We start from the raw sequence: 19910 nt of genomic DNA, 5'->3' as shown, positions 1-19910 counted from the left end.
TCTTAGTGCTTCATGGTTTGGCGTTATAGGCCATCAATGCTGAATCGATTTGTACTCCAAAAACTCTTCCATTCCGAAGCGGCCCAGTTCTCGGCCGTAGCCAGACTGCTTGAAGCCGCCAAAGGGCGCCTCGGGATTAAAACGGGCACCATTAATATCGACTTGGCCGGCGCGCAGTTGCCGTGCAACCTCCATCGCCCTGGATTCACTTTGGGACCATACACCACCCGCCAAGCCGTAGCGGCTATTGTTGGCGATGCGTACAGCCTCGGCTTCGTCCTGGTAAGTCAAGATCGCCAGCACCGGGCCAAAAATTTCATCCTGCGCCAGCGCTGAATCGGGGTCGACCCGGCCGAAAATGGTGGGCCGGACATAGTAACCTGTAGGTAGCCCTTCCGGCTGGCCATCACCTCCGGCGAGCAACTCAGCCCCCTCTTCGATTGCGGCGCCTACGTACTCTTGTATCTTCTCTCGCTGGTTTGCCGTCACCACCGGGCCCAGCTTAGCGCTGTCTCCCAAGGGGTCTCCGACGGTGAATGTTGCAGCTATCTCCCGGGCGAGAGCGGCTACTTCTGCGTAGCGACCCTCCGGTACCAGCATGCGGCTGAAGGCATTGCAGTTCTGACCTGAGTTGAGGAAGCAGTTATTGATTGTTGCCTTTACTGCTTTGGGAAAGTCGGCATCCTCGAGAAGCACCGAGGCGGACTTCCCTCCTAACTCTAGCGCCACCCTTTTTACATCACTTGCCGCCAGGGCCGCAATTCGCTTACCAGCGGCGGTGGATCCAGTGAAGGAGAGCATATCAATCTCGGGGTGGGTAACGAGCGCTTCACCTACCACGGGGCCGTATCCGGTCACCAGATTAAATACCCCTGCCGGAAGCTGTGCTGCATCAATGATCTCGGCCAGAATGAAAGCGTTCAGCGGAGCCACTTCAGAAGGCTTAAGAATAACAGTGCAACCGGCCGCAAGGGCGGCTGCAACCTTGGCTGCAATCTGATGCAGCGGGTAGTTCCAGGGGGTGATACAACCGACGACCCCGACCGCCTCCCGGCTTACAAGCGAGTGACCGATATTTTCGCTGAACGAGAACTCTCGTACTTTTTGGGCATACATGCCAAAGGTTGCGATGGGCAAACTGGCTTGGATCAACCCCGCCAGTTTCAGCGGCATACCCATTTCATTGCTGATAGTACGGGCGATCTCATCCTTACGTGCGTTGAGCCCCTCATGGATTTTCTGCAAGTACTCAGCACGCCGCTCCGTTGCCATGCTGGACCAGCTCTCGAAGGCTGCCCGTGCAGCAAGAACGGCCTGATCCACATCACTCGAGTTTCCTTCCGGGATGCTCCCGATGATGGCTTCCGTTGAGGGCGACTCAACGTTGATAACCGAGGCTCCGTGGGACGGGACCCAGGCGCCGTCTATGTATAAGGTGTTGTATTGCAACATATCTTTTAATCTCCAGGGCTTGTTAACCAACTCAGTGCGTCAGTGGGTGATCAGATGCCCTTAAAGGTGGGTGTGCGCTTTTCGACGAAGGCCCGAGCGCCCTCAAGGTGGTCTTCCGTCATTCCCGTTCGAGTGTGGTTCCAGGCTTCAAGCTCCATAACCTCAGCCAACGTGCAGGTTTCCGCTGCATTCAGGTTGCGCTTCATGTAGCGGAAGGCCATGGTCGGTCCACTCGAGAGTTCAGCGGCTAGTGCTTGAGTCGCCAACTCGAGCGCTTCATCTTCGACTACGCGGTTGACAAGGCCAAGCTGTAACGCCTCATTAGCGTCGAGGCGCGGTGAAAGAAAGTACAGTTCGCGAGCCTTGGCAGGGCCCAGCAGTTGCGTCATGAAATAACTGCCGCCAAAGTCGCCGGAGTAAGCAACATCCTTAAAAGCCGTCAATAGGCGGCAGTTAGTAGATGCGATCCGCAGGTCTGCCGAAAGCGCAATCGATAAGCCTGCGCCCGCAGTGGCTCCCCGGAGCATTGCGATGGTTGGCTTGGGCATTTCGTGAAGCAAGCGGGCGCACTCCATTGCCCGTCGCAGTGTCTGTGCCCGCCCCTCGAGGGTGGCTTCGGTGAACTCCTCACCCGTTGCCATGGCAGCTACATCGCCACCGGCGCAGAAGGCTCGCCCCTGGCCGGTGACCACCACTACGCTGACGTCCGGGTCATAGGAAAGGGCTTCCAGGGAGGAGGAGAACTCCAAGAAACCATCGGTGGTCAGCGCGTTCAACTTCTCTGGCCGGTTGAGGGAGATGGTCGCAATCCGGTTTTCAATGTTCAGTGTCAATTCACTCGCCATGACTGTTTCCTTTTATCAGTTATCGCTATTGGTGGGTTCGGGGGCCCGTGTAACCAGGGCGTCCAGAACAACGAGCTCACCGTCGTGGCGGATCAATACGGGATTGAGGTCCACGGACTCAATAGCCGGTGTTGCGATCAGTGAGTTACCCAGTTGCACCGCTGCCTCGCAAAGGCGCTGAAGGTTAGCCGGCTGGTCTCCCCGTACCCCTTGCAATATTGGCCAGATGCGCAGTTGCTGAAGGGCGTCCAGCACTTCGACAGCGGTAAAGGGGGGTGTCAGCAGTAGGTAATCTTTGAGGACTTCGAGATATTTCCCGCCATCGCCAATCAGTACTACGGGTCCAAAAACTGGATCTCGCCTGGCCCCCAGAACGATTTCGCGACGGCCCGACTCCTGACGGGCCACAATCACGTCGGCCGGGAAACCCAACTGCCGTAGTTTGATGTGGCACGCGTTGAATGCCTCCACCAGAGCCTCTTGCGATTCGATGCCGAGCCAGACCAGGTTGTACTCGGATTTGTGGGGTATCTCTGGAGAGCAAGCCTTGAGAACCACCTTTCCTTCGATCTGGCTAAAGGCTGTCAAGGCGCGGTCAAGGTCATGGCAGCGGGCATGTTGTACTACTGGAATACCCAGGTCGGTCATCAACTTCAGGCTGTCTGCCTCGCTAAGGCAGGGCAGTGTGGTGGCAGGCATCGCCAGCTCGGTGACCGTAACCGCCTGCGGTATTTGTTGCTGAAGGAGTCGGTGGTGCTGAATGTACTGGTGCAGCAGACCCAATGCTTCGACATCGCCCTGGTAAGTGGGAATGCCTTGCGTCTTAAAATGGTCCAGCACCGACAGCTGGGGGCCGGATACCAGGATCAGTTTTCCGCTACGATCGCTGGCTGCTCGAGCAGCTTGTGCAAAGCCATTAACATCATAACCGGGACCCGCGACGGGCATTCCGATATGGATGACATCAATGTTGCTATCATCGCAGAGTAGTTCCAATGCGCGTCCAAACAGGGACCCATCGCTGAGCAGGCCTGCGGTGAGATCCAGCGGGTTATGAATGGCGCCGAAGGCGGGCATGATGTCGCGCAACCCGCAAACGGTGTCGTCGGACAGGTCGGCGAAATCCATCCCCATCTGTTCGGCTGCATCGGCACAAACAACCCCCACCGCACCGCTATGGCTCATAGTAAGAACTCGGCCCTTCCCCGGAGACCGTCCACTGAGGTAAAGCTCCGCTGCGGCGGCCAGTTCGCTGATGTCACTAACCCGGTATATGCCGTGACGGCGGAAATAGGCATCGACAACGGCATCTTCGGTGGCGAGGGCGCCGGTATGGCTACTGGCCGCCGATATACCGCGGGAGCTGGTGCCGGATTTGAGCGCGACTATAGCAACGCCTTTGCGGCGGGCCTTTTCGGCGGCGCTGGCAAGCGCAGTTGTCTCTCTAATGGACTCCAGATAGAGGAGCACCAGTTTGATCTCCGGGTCTTCAAGCACCGCGAGCAAAAGCTCACTGCTGGTGATATCGGCATCATTGCCGGTGGCGGCCAGGTAACGGGCGCCGATACCTCTCTGGCGGAGTAGGGCGTAGGGCATCACACTCGCTGCACCGCTTTGGCTGACAATGGCGATAGGGCCATCCTCGGGCTCTATCTCCATAAACATGGTGGAGAAGTTGGCAATGGCCCCGTTGCTGAAGTTAGCAATCCCCTGAGCATTGGGTCCGATCAAGGGAACCCCTGCCGCCTGAGCCATGCGGATAATCTTCTGTTCGAGAGCACGACCGGCCTCACCAGTTTCCCCAAAGCCTGACGACATCATGATGATGGATTTAGCGCCCGCCCGAACGGCATCTTCAACCGCGGTCAGTGCGCGCTCGGCGGACACAGCAATGATGACCAGATCGGGTTGCTCGGGCAGGCTGTTCAGGTTGGGAAAACACGTCAACTGTTGAACGTGCACCCGTTTCGGGTTGACCGGATAGATACGTCCGGTATAGCCGTACCGGCGCATGTAGAAGATGGGCCTGCCCCCAACACTGTTGGGATCATCTTTTGCGCCGATGATTGCCACCGATGCGGGGTGAAAAAAGCCCTGTAAACTGAAATGGCTGGACATAAATGGTCTCGTTGTTATTTTTAACCGGACGCTTTGGGTTGGCTGCGACCTCGGTACGTCGTGGCGTTGCTGAGACAGCTACCCCTTTGCTACTGATTTTGTCCCCGTGCGTTTGGCGACAAACGCGCCCATCCTGGCCTGGGGCTCGCCGCCTTCATAGCACGCTGTCTGGTACTCCGCGACGGCCCTGCATGCATCCTCAAAGCTGGCCTGGCTGAGGACGCGAAACCGCTGTTTGGTAAGACGAATGGCATTGGCGGGGAGGGCTGCATACTCCTGCGCTGTTTCGATGGCCGCTGCCACGACCTCATCCCTTGCAACCAATCGGCTAACCAGCCCCAGCTCGTAGGCACGCTGCCCGTCGATCAGTGCTCCGCCCAATGACAGCGCCTGGTTGTGGCCATGGCCGAGAAACTGACTCATGAGATAGGATCCGAGTATGCTGGCTAAGCCAACGCGGACTTCAGGCTGTCCCAGACGGGTGTCTGGGCTGGTAATGCGGTAGTCGGATACCAGGCCAATCTGGAAGCCCACCCCGGTGGCGACGCCGTTAAAGGCGGTCACAACCGGTTTATCGCAGTCGCGAATAGCGGACAGCATTGAGCACTGGTGCTGCATCCACCCCTTAACCTCATGGGTGCGAAAAGCCAGGGCCTCGTCCAGATCCTGCCCGGCGCAGAAGGCTCGCTCCCCTGCGCCGGTCACCACGATCGCCCTAACGTCTTCGTCCTGATCAAGCTGGTGGAACGAGCGGATCAGCTCGTCACGCATAGTGCTGTTGACTGCATTCATCACATCAGGTCGGCATAGAGTAAGGATGGCAATGCCGGACTGTTTTTCGATCGCAATCGATGGTTGCATGGGTAGATCCTGTTAGCGTTGGCGCTTGTTGTTATAAGAAAGGCGGATACCGATCAGCCTTCAGCGACTATGCAGCCCCTATTGATATTTGTGAACTGCATAAGTTAAATAGCAAATATGCGTATAGCGAATACCGGAAGCCATGGACCTTAAGTCGCTTAAAATTTTCTTGCGGGTATGTGAGATGGGGAGCCTGACCAAGGCGGCTATAGCGCTGGGGGTTACCCAGCCGACCTTGAGCCGGGCCATCGGCAGTCTGGAGGATGAGTTTGGCGGTTCTCTGTTCTACCGAACGGGCAGGGGCGTCGAGGTGACGGACTTTGGCAAAACCGTACTGCCCCTGGCGAGAAACCTGGTTGCCCATGCGGATGAGATGGTGACCGACATCCGTGAGCAAGGGAAATCACCGACCGGAACCGTTGTGCTGGGTGTGTTGCCGTCCATGACGCAACACCTTGCCGCGCGCTTGTTCGAGGTCGTCAGAGCCCAATACCCCGGGGTGCGTCTGCGAATCTACGAGGGATTCAGCGACAAAATCGATGAATGGCTGGCTTCTGGTTTCATCGATATTGGGATCTTGAGCCGTTATCGGGCTACCCGCCCTCAGCAGGAGGAGGTGCTGCTTAATTCAGGGCTGATGCTGGTGGGTCCCCCCTCCGAAAAGCCGGTCCCCGAGCAGATCGATTTCCATAAATTGGTCGGCTTGCCGCTGGTCTTGCCCGTTAGCCCCAATGGGCTGCGATTGCTAGTGGATGAAACCGCCAACCGCCTGGACATTAAGCTGAATGTAATTCTGGAAGCCGACTCGTTGAGCACCCAAAAGGATGTCATCCAGCAGTGCGGCTGTTACTCGGTGCTCAGCGCCCGTGCGGTATTCCATGAACGTCAGGCGGGGCTGGTCTCGGCTAGCCAGATCATTAACCCCGTGTTAACCCGACAGGCGATTCTCACCAGTACCACCCACCGACCGCTAAGCCGTAGTAGTCGCGAGGTGTTGCGACTGATGCATCAAGTGATTGATGAACTGAGGACGCAGATGGGCTGGGAGTGAGAAAGAGTGAGGACAGCAGGAGGCCCTTTCCGCAAGCGCCCAGTGCGGGGGGAGGCTCAGCTAGTGACAAATGGCCTAGATACACCTCCGGCTGTACACCGCCTAAAAAGACCGTTGTTATTTGGCTGAGTGCTGGTTTTGAGCCTCCATCAAACAGTGGTGGGCCCAGCCTACTTTCGCACTCAATTTAAGAGTTTTCATAAAATTCGACGGTTGTTGTGCCTAATCTCAGTGGCTTACCGGCGCCCGGCGCGTCGCAACACCTTAATGGACGACTATCTTGACGAGGTGCGCAAAACCATCCAGTTCACCACAGGCCAGCTGGCGGCCAGCAGTTACCTTCGTTTTCAAAACAGGCCCTGGCCAGCCTACTCTCCCTCCAGCTAGCCCATGATGCGTCACCAGATCGGGGCACCGACGGACCCGAGGTTGGCGCTAAAGCTAGTGCTGCGCAGGCATCTGCGGAAACTCAACAAACTCCCTCCACAGAAAAAGCATTGCCGAGCGAGACCGGTCTACTTTTTCCGTAGTTAAACGGATTGGTTTAGATAGCTTTTGACTGCGTCCCAAGACGGAAAGCGACTACTGCCAAAGTGAGCGAGTTCTCCACGAAATAACTCCTGGCCTTTGCCTGTATCGTAATCATCGATCAGATAGTCTCCGATCAACAGGTTTTTATGCGCGCAGATGATTAGTCGGTTACAAAAATCAAGACCCAGGTGATTTTCGACCCAAATCCGTTTGCCCGTGTAACACCAGGGGTTTCGAATCGAAGGGGCAGTGAGGATATAAGGCTCAAAGCGGGGATCATCCTGGAGCCACTGGACGACAGGCAGTGCGTTGTCGATCGGGTGCAGGGATTCGAAAAAACCAAATTGAGATTGTGGGTATTCAATCTCTGGATTGGCTTTAGAGTCACGCTCAAATGCTCCCCGATAATCACATAGCGTATCGTCCATATCGATAAAAACTGTGCAAGCCATGCCTTAAGTCCTGTTGCCTAGATCTTGCTTATGATAAGGCCATAACGCGCGCTTGCTGTCGACCTTACCCAGCATCAGCACCAATCGCTGATGAACCGATTCATCGTACTGAGGGGCACTCATTTTCCTGACCACCCTACTGCCCTTCTCTCACGACAAAACCGCCTTACACTCCTGAGATCGACCCTTCACTCACGAGGCATTACCATGAGCTTTTCCACCCTTTCATCCCTACTCCTATTTAGCGGCATCCTGATGGTCTTCACTGTTTGCGGCATTTTGATGCTGGCGGCCGACGGGCTGGCACGCTGGTATGGCGCGCTTCGCCAACCCGCGACCGCTGCCTGCGCACGCAAACTGGCCCTGCTGGTTTTGCTCCTTTTTCTTTCGTTGGCGGTGTTCGCCGCTTCCATCGGCTATGTGCTGGGGATAGCGGCTAAGGTCCTCTAACAGGTCTACCTGCTTTATGAGGATGTTTTTCATTTTGGAGAATTTGCGGCGTGATCAACTGCCACCCGGCCCGACTGATGGGCGAACGAAAAATGAAGATTGTGTATGTCGCACGCGAGACCGGACTCAACCGCAATACCGTGACCCTGCTTTACAAGGAAACGGCCCAGCGTATCGACCTGGAGGCGATAGAAAAGCTGTGCGATCTGTTCGATTGTGAGGTGGGTGAACTGCTTGAACGGGTTCAGTAGGCTTTAATGGCTCTGTGCCCATGCCCTGCAAAGGCCAAATACGGGGCAATGGTCATTTCAAAACCGCCTCTCCCTGTGGCATCGAAATCCGGGCACAGAGTGGGCACAACTTGGGCACAGGCAAAAAAAAACGGCCCAGCGAAATTCGCTAAGCCGTTGATTTATATGGCGCACCCTAGAGGATTCGAACCTCTGACCTCTGCCTCCGGAGGGCAGCGCTCTATCCAGCTGAGCTAAGGGTGCGCAACAGGCGGGCTATGATACTGATCCGCTTGGGTCTCGTCCAGTGCTTTGCGATTCCCCTGTTAGCCCTTGTGCACTGGGGCAAACAGGGTCGGGGCGTCACCCTCTCGCCAGGGGGGATACTTGGTCATGATGGACTGGAATCGGCGGGAGGCGATCCCCTGATCCAGCCAGTGCCTGAGGGCGGGATAGGGGGCCTGGTCGAACCAGGGGCGGTCGACCAGGGCAAACTGGCGCACAAAGGGGAGGATCGCCGCATCCGCCAGCCCCCAACCGGCGCCTGCCAGCGCCGCCCGGGCCGACAGCCGCTGCTCCAGCCCGGTGAGGAAACGCTCGCCCTCGGCCCGGTAATCGGAGGCGCTGCGCTCGGGGTAGCGGTCGGCGTATTTGTAGCGGTCCAGCCAGGGCTTGAACTCCCTGTCGTTACGGGCGATCAGCCCATCTACTTCGCTGGCCCGCATCGGCTCCGGAAGCCAGCCCTCGGGGTCGCTGCACCCCAGGGCCCAGCGCATGATATCGAGGCTCTCCTCCAGCACGCGGCCATCCGCCAGCTGCAGGACCGGCACCGTCGCCTTGGGGGAGATCACCCTCAGCGCCTCGGGCTTGTCCCTTAACACCACCTCCCGCAGCTCCACCGCCTGGCCGCTGGCGGCCAGCGCCAACCGCGCCCGCATGGCATAGGGGCAGCGCCGGAAGCTATAGAGGATGGGGAGTCTGGTGTGCATCATCGAGAGGGCACCGGTAGGTGTGCGCTGCAAAGCAGCCCGATTGTGAAAAAAGCAAGGTTTACTCTATCAGTTTTGCCCCCCGTTCCCAGCAGTGGTCTCTCCATTCTATCCCCCTTTCAGGGGCAAGATTCATCTTGCCCCTATTTCTCTTTTTAAGCGCTCTCCTTTATAAAAAACCGCCCCTCATGACCACCTGATTTGTTCACTAGTGAAGCGTTGACGGTGGTCATCAAAGCCTGTTTTTTCTGCCCAGAAACCTTGAATTTAGCGTCATTGATCACATAGTAAACAATGCAGTCTCGATTCATTAACACGATTAGAGGAGGCAATCATGGAATGGCAAAAAGCACTGCCGTGGAACTGGTTCAGCAACGAACAACCCCAATCGGTTCCTGTCGAACGCCAGTATTCACAGCATCCGTTGACCCAACTGCATAACGAAATGGATCGCCTGTTCGAAGGTGCTTTTAGCGGTTTTGGCCTGAGGCCTTTCGGCGCACGCGATTTTCCCGAAATGAAGGAGGTTATGCTCAAGCCCAAACTGGATATCAGCGAATCCCCGGAGACCTACACCATCACCGTTGAGGTGGCTGGCGTCGACAAGGATGACCTGAATATCGCTCTCGATGGCAACCTGCTCACCATCACCGGAGAGAAGAAGCAGGAGAAAAATGAAGAAAAAGACAATATGCATTGTATTGAGCGCAGCTACGGCGCGTTCCGGCGGGTTCTCACGCTGCCCGCCAACGCGGATCCGGCGCAGCTCAACGCCAAGGTCGACAAGGGGGTGCTGACCCTCACCATCGCCAAACGGGGCGAATCCGACAGCACCTGCCGCAAGATCGACATTCAGTCCTCCTAGTGGGACTCAGGCAGTATCCGGGGCGGGCCTTGGGGTCCGCCCTTTTTATTGTGCGAGCCTGCAACGTTGGGGCGAGCCGAGCCACCGGCAGGAACGCCAGGGCTGCGCTATGCTGGTGTAACTATCCCTGTGCAACAAGGTAACAATTTTCTGTTTGACAGTTTTAACCTTTTATCTTCAACTGCAGCCGTCAGGGCGATCCCAGCCCACCAGCCACCCTTCTCCTGACGGAACTCCGGAGTCCTCCGGGTTACAACTGCACTTTTCCTAGAGTGTCGCAATGGAATCTCAACTATCCCTCGAGCGTGCCCGCGCTAAATACAACGTTCGCCACTGGAGCCAGGGCTTCTTTGGCATCGACGATAATGGCGATGTGACCGTATCGCCGCACCCCAAATCACCACAGCTGCAGGTGCCGCTGGCCAGTATCTGTGAAGGTATCCAGAAGCAGGGTCTAACCCTGCCGATCCTGGTGCGTTTTCCGCAAATCCTGCACCACCGGGTACACAGCCTGTGCAACGCCTTTAACGAAGCGATCGAGGGCTACGGCTACGAGTCCAACTACCTGCTGGTCTATCCGATCAAGGTCAACCAGCAGCGCGAGGTAGTGGACGAGATCCTTGCCAGCCAGGCGGAGATCTCCAGGAAGCAGCTTGGCCTGGAGGCGGGCAGCAAGGCGGAGTTGCTGGCGGTGCTCGCCCTGGCCCAGAAGGCCAGCTCCATTATTGTCTGCAACGGCTACAAGGATCGTGAGTACATTCGCCTGGCGCTGATCGGCGAACGCCTCGGCCACAAGGTGCATATCGTGCTGGAGAAGTTTTCCGAGCTGGCGATGGTGCTCGCCGAAGCCCGCGAGATGGGGGTCACCCCGCGCCTCGGCCTGCGCGTGCGACTGGCTTCCCAGGGTAAGGGCAAGTGGCAGTCGAGCGGCGGCGAGAAATCCAAGTTCGGCCTCTCCGCCTCCCAGGTGCTGCAGGTGATCGAGGTGCTCAAACAGGAGGGGCAGGTGGATGCCCTGCAGCTGGTGCATTTCCACCTGGGCTCGCAGATGGCCAATATCCGCGATGTGCGCTCCGGCGTCAGCGAAGCGGCGCGCTTCTATTGTGAGCTGCGGGCGTTGGGGATGAACAACCTGCACACCATGGACGTGGGGGGCGGGCTGGCCATCGATTACGAGGGCACCCGCAGCCAGTCCAGCAACTCCATGAACTACAGCCTGGCCGAGTATGCCCGTAACATTGTGCATACGGTGGGGGATATCTGCCGTCAGTACGAGCAGCCGATGCCGATGCTGGTGTCGGAGTCGGGGCGATCCCTGACCGCCCACCACGCGGTGCTGATCTCCAACGTCATCGGCACCGAGAGTTACGAGCCTGAAGCCATTGAACATCCCGGCGCGGACGCCCCGGTGGTGCTCAGCAATATGTGGGATGCCTGGCAGCAGCTCAGTGAACGCATCGACGACCGCGCGTTGATCGAGATCTACAACGACATCCAGAGCGACCTGAGTGAGGTCCATGGCCAGTTCGCCACCGGCGTGCTCAACCTGACCCAGCGTGCCTGGGCTGAGCAGGCCGCGCTGCGCATCAGCCACGAACTGCACCAGCAACTCGACCCGAAAAACCGCTTCCATCGCCCGCTGATCGACGAGCTCAATGCGCGCCTGGCGGACAAGTTCTTCGTCAACTTTTCCCTGTTCCAGTCGCTGCCCGATGCCTGGGGTATCGACCAGGTGTTCCCGGTACTGCCGCTGTCGGGCCTCAACCGCAGCAGCGAACGTCGCGCCGTGATGCTCGACATCACCTGCGACTCCGATGGCGCGGTGGACAGCTACGTGGATGGGCAGGGCATCGAATCGACCCTGCCGGTACCGGCCTGGTCGCAGAACACCCCCTACCTGATCGGTTTCTTCCTGGTGGGCGCCTACCAGGAGATTCTGGGGGATATGCACAACCTGTTCGGCGACACCCACAGCGTGGTGGTAACCATGGACGACCAGGGGCAAACCACGATCGGCAGCATCAACCTGGGGGACACCGTCGAGCAGATGCTCGAGTACGTGCACCTGGACCCCAGGGAGTTTCGCCAGACCTACGCCGAACTGGTGGCGGCCCGGGTGCCGGCCGAGGACCAGGCCTCCATCCTGGCGGAGCTGGAGCAGGGGCTGGTGGGCTACACCTACCTGGAGGATCTCTAACAACCGGACCAGCGCCCTCCTGCCCTAGCCTGCCGGAGGGCGCCCATTAAAAAACCCGCCGTGGCGGGTTTTTAGGTTGTGGGGGAGCGCTGCCCCCCTATTGGGATTCGATAGGGGCCAACCCCTTGGCACGTTCCTCAATGGCCGTATCGAGATCAAACTCTGCCCCTTTCCAGCGGCTCGCCTCATCGGCGCTGAAGGATTCCTTACTCCACTCGGCGGCCTCTTCGGGATCAAACCCCTGCTGGCTCCAGCTCTGGGCCTCGACCGCGCTGAAGTTATAGTCGCGCCACAGATCGGCACTCTCCACGGTAAACCCGGCGGATTTCCAGGCCGCGATATCGCTTTCGCTCAAACCCTCCCAGGAGGGTGTGGATGCACAACCCACCAGCACCAGGGCACAAAAAACTCCAACCAACCCGTTTACCCGCTTCATGTTGCCTCCTTAAGGCGCACTTCATAACAATCAAACCGCTTGCAGTATAGTCCATCAGAAATACCAGCCCAACTGCAGGGTCAGGCGACTCTGCCGGCTCAGGTAACGACGCGGTAAAGGAGCCAGGGCGCTCGCCTCGATGCCGGAGAACTCGGTACCCCTGGGACCGATCGGCTGCTCCAGTGCTGCCAGCACACGCATCGACTGGGTCATATCATACTCCAGCCGCAGCTGGGCCAGGGCCGAGGGGCCCTGCAGGCCGGTGAAAAGGGTGGGGGTCAGCCGCAGCAACGGCGTCGCTTCGAGGGTGAGGGAGGCGGCCAGGTAGTGACGCCCAAGGGCGTACAGCTCGCCGCGGACCAGACGCTCCAACAGCTCGCGGTTATCCACCACCGCCTCGAGACCGGGGGTACCCGCGCGCTCGCCAAAACCGTTGTAATAGTATTCAAGAGCACCGCTCATGTTTTTATTCCAGCCGACCCAGGACCAGCTCAGGCTGCTGACCAGGCTGGCCACCGTGCGATGGTCGCTGCGGGTGAGGGTGAAATCACCGCGCCAGATCCCCTCCCCCAGATTGTGCAACAACCCCAAACCCAGCAGCGGATCATCGTAGTGGCGCGCCAGCAGCAGGTCGAACTCCCCCTCATCCTCGTCACGACCGAGGGAGAAGAAGCCGTGGTACTTGAGCGCCTGCGAAGCCTGCTCGGGATCCACACTCTGGCTCAGGGGATCACGACGCACCACCCACACCAGCTGCAGGTCGGCACCGCCGTCGCTGAGCCACTGGCCGTAGAACAGGTCGTCGCCGCTTTTGTACTCCTTGTCGATCGCTGCCGGATCAAAGGGGTTGAAGATGTCCATGGGGGCATAGAAGAGGCCATTTCCCCAGCTGATCGCCTGCCGTCCCACCCTCGCCACCCAGCGGGGGTTCTGCCAACCGATACTGAGGCGATCGAGACGATGCAGGCGCAGATCACGACGGCCCTCGCTGATCACATGGGTGAGCCGCATCAGGCGCCGTTCATCGTTGGGGGCACTGTCGGGCAACAGGCCGGAGAGGGGCAGCCGGTTCTGCAGTTCCACCCCATCCCCCTGGCGCGCCTGCAGCTGGTAGTGGGCCTCGAAGGACCAGCGCCCAGCCCGCTCACCAAAGCGCAGCCTGAGGTCTGCACCCTGGTCACGTGCACTATCACCCAGCACGTCACGGAACAGGCTGTGGGCCGGGTACTGCTCGACGCCGATGCGTCCCTTGAGGTGCCCCCCCAGCTCCGCCGCTGGCAGTGGCGTCACCGTCCCCAACAGCAGCCATAACGCGAGCAGTCGCCCTGTAGGCACCCGGCTAGACACGGCGATCGGAGAGGATCTGGCCATCGCACAGCACCAGCTGGCGCTTGGCGTAGGCCATCACCCGCTGGTCGTGGGTGGCGATGATAAAGGTGGTGCCGTGATCGCGGTTGAGGGCCACGAACAGCTCCATCAACTGCTCGGCGGTGTGGGAGTCGAGGTTGGCGGTGGGCTCATCGGCCAGCACCAACTGGGGACGCGAGGCGATCGCCCGCGCGACAGCCACCCGCTGCTGCTGGCCACCGGAGAGCTGGCTGGGGCGCCGTTCGGCGGCCGCTTCCAGCCCCACCTCCGCTAACACCTCAAGGGCTATTTTAGCGCGCTCCGGTGCCGACATCCCCTGCAGCTGCAGGATGAACTCCACATTCTCCCGCGCCGACAGCACCGGGATCAGGTTGTAGGATTGAAACACAAAGCCGATATGATGCAGCCTCATGTCTGCCAAAGCGCCTGCGCTCATCTGCGTCAACTCACAGCCCGCTACCTCAATACGCCCGGCGTCGATGCCGTCGAGCCCTCCGACCGCATTGAGCAGGGTGGTTTTCCCCGACCCCGAGGGGCCACTGAGGCAGAGCAGCTCGCCACTATCGACCCTCAGGTCCACCCGGTCCAGCCCCACGATCCGCTGCCCGCCCTGGTAAAAGGCTTTGCTCACCCCCTGGCAGCGCACCGCAGGCCGCGCTTCACTGGAGGAAGCGCTGGGGGAGGCCGAGGGTCCGGCGCCGGAATGCTGATCACTGCTGCCTTGCAAGGGTCTCTCTCCTGTTAGTGGCTGGCCAGCGCCTTCAGCGGGCGCAGCCGCGAAGCCCGCCAGGCCGGTAGCAGGCTGGCCAGTACGCCCAGCACCACGACCACCAGGTTGGCGGTCACCAGATCGTTCAACTGCAGGCGCGGATACAGCATACTGCCCGCCCCCATCATCTCCATTCCCCGGGCCACGGCGGAGATATCGATCCCCGCCTCCAGCGGCCGGATGCTGGCCAGCGCCAGCAGGTTACCCAATAGCAACCCCAACACCAGCAGCAGTATGGCCTCCAGCAGCACCTGCAGTAAAACCCGGTGCGGCCTGAGCCCCAGCGCCATCATCAGCCCCAGTTCTCGGGTTCGTTCAAACAGCGCCATCACCAGGGTGTTGACCAGCCCGAAAGAGAGGGCCAGGAACACCACCAGCATCCAGATCAGCACGAAGCCATCCATGACACCGAGCATGGTGGCCAAGTAGGGGTCGAGGGCCTGCCAGCTGCGGGCCAGCTGCGCCGGGGGTAGCAGTGCCTGCAGCTGGTCCCGCACCGCCTCGGCCCCGGCGGGGTCCTGCAACTGCAGGGCGATCTCGGACACCGATCCCTCGATACCCAGCAGGTGCTGGGCTGTCTCGCGCCCCATAAACAGGTAACGCTGCTCAACCCCCTGCAAGGTGGCGCGGTAGATGCCGACCACCCGCACCCCGCGGTCGGCAATCTCGTTATCCGGGTTCTGGCTCATCACCACTACCCGCTTGCCGAGCCGGGTTTGCAGCTGGCGCGCCAGCTCCTCCCCCATCACCACCCCCGATTCGTCGGGCCGCTCCAACCAACGCCCCTCGATCATGCTGCCGGCCGCGAAACTGAGCTTCGCCTCCGCCATGGGGTCTACTCCCACCAGCGTCACGCCGCGGGATTCGCGCTCGCTGCTCACCACCGCCGGCACCCGCACCCGCGTCGTCCAGGCGCGCACATCCGCCTGCCCAAGGCGTTCCAGCAGCGGGCCCGCAGGGGCCTCGATGCGATGTTCGATACTGGGGTCATCGGAGAACTGGCGATCCTGCACCTGTACATGATCCACCAGGGTCTCGATGCCACTCTCCAGCATCTGCGCCACCATTCCCCGCAGAAGTGCGGTCATAAAGATCATCGCCCACACCCCCAGCACAATGGCAACCAGCATGATCAGGGTACGGCGGTAGTTGCGCCACAGGTTGCGCCAGGCGAGGGTCAGCAGTAGCGCCATCAGACCGCCCTCATGGCGCTGACCGGCCGCAACCGCAGCAGGCGCAGGGAGGGGTAGAGCGCCGCCAGCAGGCTGGCGACAAAGACCACGGCCGGCCCCAGCGCCAGGCTCAGGCTGGAGAGGCTGGGGTAGACCCGTGACGGCAGGTTGAAGCGGGCGGCCATCTCATCCATGCCGGGATAGCTGAAACCGTTGACCCCCAGCCAGAGGGTGAGGGCCGCTCCCGCCAGCATCCCGAGCCCAAGCCCCAGCAGTGCCATCAGCAGCGACTCCAGCATCACCAGGCGAGCGAGGCGCCCGGGCCGCATCCCCAGCGCCAGCACCAGGCCAAACTCACGGGTACGCTCCAATACCGACATCAGCTGGGTATTGAGTACCCCGCAGGCCACCAGCAACACCAGTACCCCATACATAAACCAGGCACTGGCCATATCGGCCTTGATCGCCTGCTGCAGGCCGGGCTGTAGCTGGTCCCAGTCGATCACCGCGCCCCCTTGCGCCTCGGCTTCCAAGCCGGCGGCCAGCCAGGTTTGCAGCCGCTGCTGCCACTGTGCGGTCTGCTCCAGGGAGGGCAGCTGGATAACCACCCGATGGCCGCCCCCCTGCATCACGAAGGCGCTGTCAAAACGGGTCAGGGGCAGTTGGATCAGCGCACGGTCGATCTCGGCGATGCCCGATTCAAACACCCCAACCACCTCCACCACCAATGCGGCAAAGGAGCCGTCACGGGCGCTACCGATCAGGGTCAGCTCATCGCCAACGGTCACCTTCAGGTTGCGCGCCAGCAAGGAGCCGAGCACCGCCGCATCGGTATCCGCCGGCGCCAGGTAGCGCCCGGCCACCACCAGCCCGGGCAGGCTCGACACACGCGGCTCCTGCCCGGGCTCCACCCCCAGCACCTGCACGCCGTAGGAGCGCTGCTCGCTGGAGGCCAGAGCGAACGCCTCGGCGCGGGCTCCGGCCTCCAGCTCTGGAAAGTCGTCACGCAGCCGTGTCGCCAGCGCACCAATATCGGCCAGGGTGTTGCGCAAGGTGGCCCGCTCCAGGTAACCCTCAGCCTGCAGTTGCAGGTGGCCACTGCCCGCCCGCAGGCTGTTGTCGATCATCAGGCGGTACATGGAAAACTGCAGCGAGATGAGGAACACCAGCAGCAGGTTGGAGAAGATCATCGCGCCGCAGGTGAGCCAGGTGCGGCGGGGATGACGCCACAGGTTACGCCAGGCCAGCCGCAGCATCATGGCAGCGGCTGCTCGCGGGGGTTGCGCAGGTTGGAGTGGGTGAACAGATAGGCCTCCAATGGCACATCATAGCGGGCGCGCAGCACCCGGATCTCGGTCCATTCATCGGGGCTCTCGGTGTTCACCATGCGCTGCAGGCTGGCCACCTCGCGGCCATCGAAGGTCTCCACCTTGAGGGTGGTGAGGGTCTTGACCAGCTCATCGTCCTGGTCCCAGAACTGATGCTCCATCAGTACATAGTCGTCACGGATGGCCAGCCGCTCCCTCCCCCACACCACCGCCGCCGACTCCAGCGGAATCGACTCCACCCAGTAGAGCTGGTGCCCATCGACCGCCTCCCGGGAGAGCAGGCGGTGGCGGTACTGGTCGACGATATCACTGGAACGGGCAATGTCCTTGTTGGAGAGATCCGACCCCATCCAGCTCTGGTTCATCATCGCCGAGGGAATCTTGATAATGCGGTTCACCTTGGGCGAGAAGGTCCACATCTCATGTCCCCGCAGCAGGGTGCCGTTGCCCGCATCCCGCGGCGGGTCGATGACCCGTACCAGCGAGAGTTTGTCACCCCGGGTCCAGGCCCGCATGCCGAGGGTGCGTGTCCAGTCACTGCGCTCAATGGTCATGGTCATCTCAGCGTAGGAGCTGACTCCGCGCCAATGATCCAGTGCCGATCGCACCAGGTCACGGGCACTCGGGTCATCGGCCAGGGCCTGGAGGGAGACGCCCAGGCTGAACATCCACAGTACCCACCTGTTCATTACATTCGCCATCCTGACGCTAGATCCATGGAGTGCAGCATAGGGGATTCTACGGATAGTTCAAAAGACCGGGGCACCCTTACACTGCGCGCCCCCAAGGAATATCGGGTCACGGCTGAGGTAAAAACCCATGGCCGCTGCTATACCTATAACTTATCAGCACTTCACACTGACAGGACTCTGCCATGAAATCGATGAGCCTTAAGCACAAGTTCGCCCTCGGCGCCGGCAGCATCAGCGCCGTATTGCTGCTGGCCCTCTACCTACTGATCAGCAGCATCTCCAGCAGCGCCATCAATGACCTTATCGATAACGACCTCGACTACCGCAGCAGTTCGGTATCCGGTCAGCTCTCCGGCTGGTTCCAGCGCAAATTCGATACCATCATTGCCGTCAAACAGCAGGTAGAGCGAGTGGGCCAGAACCCGGAACAGTTCCGCGCCCTGCTGCGGGGATCCACCACCGGGCAGGACTTCCTGGATGTGTACCTTGGCTTTGAGGATGGCGATTTCTATTTCACCGATGAAGAGACCGAAGCCCGCTTCAAGGCGGAAAACAGCTACCCGGTGCGCGAACGGGGCTGGTATCAGGAGTCCAAGCAACAAGGCAAACTGACCGTCACCGAGCCCTATACCGACGCCAACACCGGCGACCTGGTGCTGACCATTACCGCGCCCATCGTCCTTAACGGCCGGTTTGCCGGGGTGGCTGCCGGTGACATGACCCTGGTGCGCCTGAACGAGATCGTCAACGCCCTTGAGGTCCCCGGCGGGGGTGAAGCCTATCTGGTGAACCAGGAGAGGCAGGTCATGGCGGCGGAAAACCGCGAGCTCTACCTGAAACCGATCTCCACTGTGCATGCCGGGCTGGCTGATACCCAAACCGTGCATATCGATTACCTCGACAGCCCCTACCTTGTCACCCACTCCCCGGTAGGCGACACCGGCTGGAGCCTGATCATGCTGGTGCCGGAAAAGGTGATCTATGCCCCCCTCAACCGGATGCGCAACCTCGGTTTGACGTTTCTGGTCGCGGCCATCGGGGTGATGGTGGCCCTGGTGTTCAGCTATGTGCACCTGCAGATGAAACCGGTCAATCGCATCGTTGATGCGATCAAGGAGATCGCCGAGGGTGAAGGCGACCTGACCCGCAAGCTCAAGGCGGCCAGCCAGGATGAGCTGGGGGAGCTAACCGACGCCTACAACCGCTTTATCGATAGCCTGCGTAACCTGGTGCAGGACATCCTTAAACCGATGCAGGAGCTGCACCTTTCGGCCGACAAGTCTGCCGCCCTTGCCGACAGTGCCGCCCAGGGATCACAACGGCAGGTGAGCGCCATCGACAGCCTGGTAACGGCGATGAACGAGATGAGCGCCACTGCCCAGGATGTGGCGAAGAACATCGCCGAAACCGCCAACTTCTCTGAGCAAGCTAACGAATCGGCCCATACTGGCGAAGCCGAGGTAGAGCGCACCAAGGCGGTGATGGACACCCTCAACCTGCAGATGACCGACGCCACCCAGATCATCCACCAGCTGAGGGACCAGAGCGAAAACATCAACGAGGTGATCTCGGTGATCAGCAGCATCTCGGACCAGACCAACCTGCTGGCCCTCAACGCCTCCATTGAGGCGGCCCGGGCCGGTGAAGCCGGGCGCGGTTTCGCGGTGGTGGCCGACGAAGTCCGTAGCCTGGCCTCCCGAACCCAGGAAGCCACCAACGAAATCCGCACCATCATCGAAAAGCTGCAGGGTGATTCCCAGCGCGCCGTTGGCATTATGGACAAGTCCAAACAGATCGCCGATGAGGCTACCGGCCAGGCAGACCTGGCCAAGAATGAGCTGGCCAAAGTGGTCCGTAATATGACGGAGATCGCCAATATGGCGACCCAGATCGCCAGCGCCGCCGAGGAGCAATCCTCCGTCTCCGAAGAGATCAACCGTCACATTATGGGCATCAGCGAGATCGCCAACGACACCCACAGCGGCGCCGAGCAGGCGCAGCAGGAGTCCAACGAGATCCGTACCCTGGCCAGCGCGGTGGCCGCCGCCCTCGGCCGTTTCAAGACCTGATCCCGACCCCGACCGGGGGGGAACAGATCCTCCCC

Annotated in this window: 18 protein-coding genes and 1 tRNA gene; 6 read left to right on the top strand and 13 right to left on the bottom strand. The window is 60.2% G+C overall.

Annotation, left to right across the window (positions count from 1 at the left end; translation table 11 throughout):
- Nucleotides 1-33 precede the first annotated feature (33 nt).
- From D0544_RS13190 to D0544_RS13175, 4 genes are all read right to left on the bottom strand, one after another.
- Entirely contained in the window at nucleotides 34-1452 is a 1419-nt protein-coding gene (locus D0544_RS13190) for an aldehyde dehydrogenase family protein (RefSeq protein WP_125016884.1), read from the bottom strand.
- A 50-nt stretch (nucleotides 1453-1502) separates the two neighbouring features.
- Nucleotides 1503-2297, bottom strand: coding sequence for an enoyl-CoA hydratase (locus tag D0544_RS13185; RefSeq protein ID WP_125016882.1), 795 nt, complete (start codon nucleotides 2295-2297; stop codon nucleotides 1503-1505).
- A gap of 15 nt (nucleotides 2298-2312) precedes the next feature.
- The gene (locus D0544_RS13180; protein ID WP_125016880.1) at nucleotides 2313-4415 is read right to left on the bottom strand and encodes an acetate--CoA ligase family protein; all 2103 of its coding nucleotides are present in this window, start codon (nucleotides 4413-4415) and stop codon (nucleotides 2313-2315) included.
- 78 nt (nucleotides 4416-4493) lie between these two features.
- Nucleotides 4494-5276 (bottom strand): enoyl-CoA hydratase/isomerase family protein, encoded by a 783-nt coding sequence (locus D0544_RS13175; RefSeq protein WP_125016878.1) that lies wholly within the window; start codon nucleotides 5274-5276, stop codon nucleotides 4494-4496.
- Between the two features lie 142 nt (nucleotides 5277-5418).
- Between D0544_RS13175 and D0544_RS13170 the strand changes: the two genes are divergently transcribed.
- The gene (locus D0544_RS13170; RefSeq protein ID WP_125016876.1) at nucleotides 5419-6327 is read left to right on the top strand and encodes a LysR family transcriptional regulator; all 909 of its coding nucleotides are present in this window, start codon (nucleotides 5419-5421) and stop codon (nucleotides 6325-6327) included.
- A 530-nt stretch (nucleotides 6328-6857) separates the two neighbouring features.
- On the opposite strand, the gene D0544_RS13165 is transcribed toward D0544_RS13170, so the two are convergent.
- The gene (locus D0544_RS13165) at nucleotides 6858-7310 is read right to left on the bottom strand and encodes a 5' nucleotidase, NT5C type (protein WP_125016874.1); all 453 of its coding nucleotides are present in this window, start codon (nucleotides 7308-7310) and stop codon (nucleotides 6858-6860) included.
- Nucleotides 7311-7517: 207 nt separating this feature from the next.
- Here D0544_RS13165 and D0544_RS13160 point away from each other — a divergent pair, with 207 nt between their 5' ends.
- On the top strand, nucleotides 7518-7760 hold the full coding sequence (locus tag D0544_RS13160) for a hypothetical protein (protein ID WP_125016871.1): 243 nt from the start codon (nucleotides 7518-7520) through the stop codon (nucleotides 7758-7760).
- A 77-nt stretch (nucleotides 7761-7837) separates the two neighbouring features.
- Entirely contained in the window at nucleotides 7838-8011 is a 174-nt protein-coding gene (locus D0544_RS13155; protein WP_481147842.1) for a helix-turn-helix domain-containing protein, read from the top strand.
- 166 nt (nucleotides 8012-8177) lie between these two features.
- On the opposite strand, the gene D0544_RS13150 is transcribed toward D0544_RS13155, so the two are convergent.
- Nucleotides 8178-8254 (bottom strand) — tRNA-Arg (locus D0544_RS13150).
- A gap of 62 nt (nucleotides 8255-8316) precedes the next feature.
- A complete protein-coding gene (locus D0544_RS13145) occupies nucleotides 8317-8982 on the bottom strand; it encodes a glutathione S-transferase (RefSeq protein WP_341538855.1) in 666 nt (221 codons plus the stop codon).
- A gap of 331 nt (nucleotides 8983-9313) precedes the next feature.
- Between D0544_RS13145 and D0544_RS13140 the strand changes: the two genes are divergently transcribed.
- Both D0544_RS13140 and speA read left to right on the top strand, forming a co-directional pair.
- Nucleotides 9314-9844, top strand: coding sequence for an Hsp20/alpha crystallin family protein (locus D0544_RS13140; protein ID WP_125016867.1), 531 nt, complete (start codon nucleotides 9314-9316; stop codon nucleotides 9842-9844).
- Nucleotides 9845-10124: 280 nt separating this feature from the next.
- Nucleotides 10125-12041 (top strand): biosynthetic arginine decarboxylase, encoded by a 1917-nt coding sequence (speA, locus tag D0544_RS13135; RefSeq protein WP_125016865.1) that lies wholly within the window; start codon nucleotides 10125-10127, stop codon nucleotides 12039-12041.
- A 97-nt stretch (nucleotides 12042-12138) separates the two neighbouring features.
- On the opposite strand, the gene D0544_RS13130 is transcribed toward speA, so the two are convergent.
- The 6 genes from D0544_RS13130 to D0544_RS13105 are packed head-to-tail and all read right to left on the bottom strand — an operon-like array spanning nucleotide 12139 to nucleotide 17803.
- Nucleotides 12139-12477 carry a hypothetical protein gene (locus tag D0544_RS13130; protein ID WP_125016863.1) on the bottom strand — a complete coding sequence of 113 codons (339 nt, stop codon included), beginning with the start codon at nucleotides 12475-12477 and terminating at the stop codon, nucleotides 12139-12141.
- Between the two features lie 54 nt (nucleotides 12478-12531).
- Nucleotides 12532-13848, bottom strand: coding sequence for a hypothetical protein (locus tag D0544_RS13125; protein WP_125016861.1), 1317 nt, complete (start codon nucleotides 13846-13848; stop codon nucleotides 12532-12534).
- Nucleotides 13817-14572 carry an ABC transporter ATP-binding protein gene (locus D0544_RS13120; protein WP_243647337.1) on the bottom strand — a complete coding sequence of 252 codons (756 nt, stop codon included), beginning with the start codon at nucleotides 14570-14572 and terminating at the stop codon, nucleotides 13817-13819. The genes D0544_RS13125 and D0544_RS13120 overlap by 32 nt, the downstream gene beginning before the upstream one ends.
- A gap of 14 nt (nucleotides 14573-14586) precedes the next feature.
- The gene (locus tag D0544_RS13115) at nucleotides 14587-15807 is read right to left on the bottom strand and encodes an ABC transporter permease (protein WP_125016859.1); all 1221 of its coding nucleotides are present in this window, start codon (nucleotides 15805-15807) and stop codon (nucleotides 14587-14589) included.
- Nucleotides 15807-17045 (bottom strand): ABC transporter permease, encoded by a 1239-nt coding sequence (locus tag D0544_RS13110; RefSeq protein ID WP_125016857.1) that lies wholly within the window; start codon nucleotides 17043-17045, stop codon nucleotides 15807-15809. The genes D0544_RS13115 and D0544_RS13110 overlap by 1 nt, the downstream gene beginning before the upstream one ends.
- Nucleotides 17042-17803 (bottom strand): outer membrane lipoprotein-sorting protein, encoded by a 762-nt coding sequence (locus D0544_RS13105; RefSeq protein WP_207905879.1) that lies wholly within the window; start codon nucleotides 17801-17803, stop codon nucleotides 17042-17044. The genes D0544_RS13110 and D0544_RS13105 overlap by 4 nt, the downstream gene beginning before the upstream one ends.
- A gap of 185 nt (nucleotides 17804-17988) precedes the next feature.
- Here D0544_RS13105 and D0544_RS13100 point away from each other — a divergent pair, with 185 nt between their 5' ends.
- On the top strand, nucleotides 17989-19875 hold the full coding sequence (locus D0544_RS13100) for a methyl-accepting chemotaxis protein (protein WP_125016855.1): 1887 nt from the start codon (nucleotides 17989-17991) through the stop codon (nucleotides 19873-19875).
- The last annotated feature ends 35 nt before the right edge of the window (nucleotides 19876-19910 follow it).

The organism is Aestuariirhabdus litorea (genome assembly GCF_003864255.1).
GTDB classification, from domain to species: Bacteria; Pseudomonadota; Gammaproteobacteria; order Pseudomonadales; family Aestuariirhabdaceae; genus Aestuariirhabdus; species Aestuariirhabdus litorea.
Note: the sequence above shows the minus strand (reverse complement) of the source record. Positions and strands in the feature narration are given on the sequence as shown.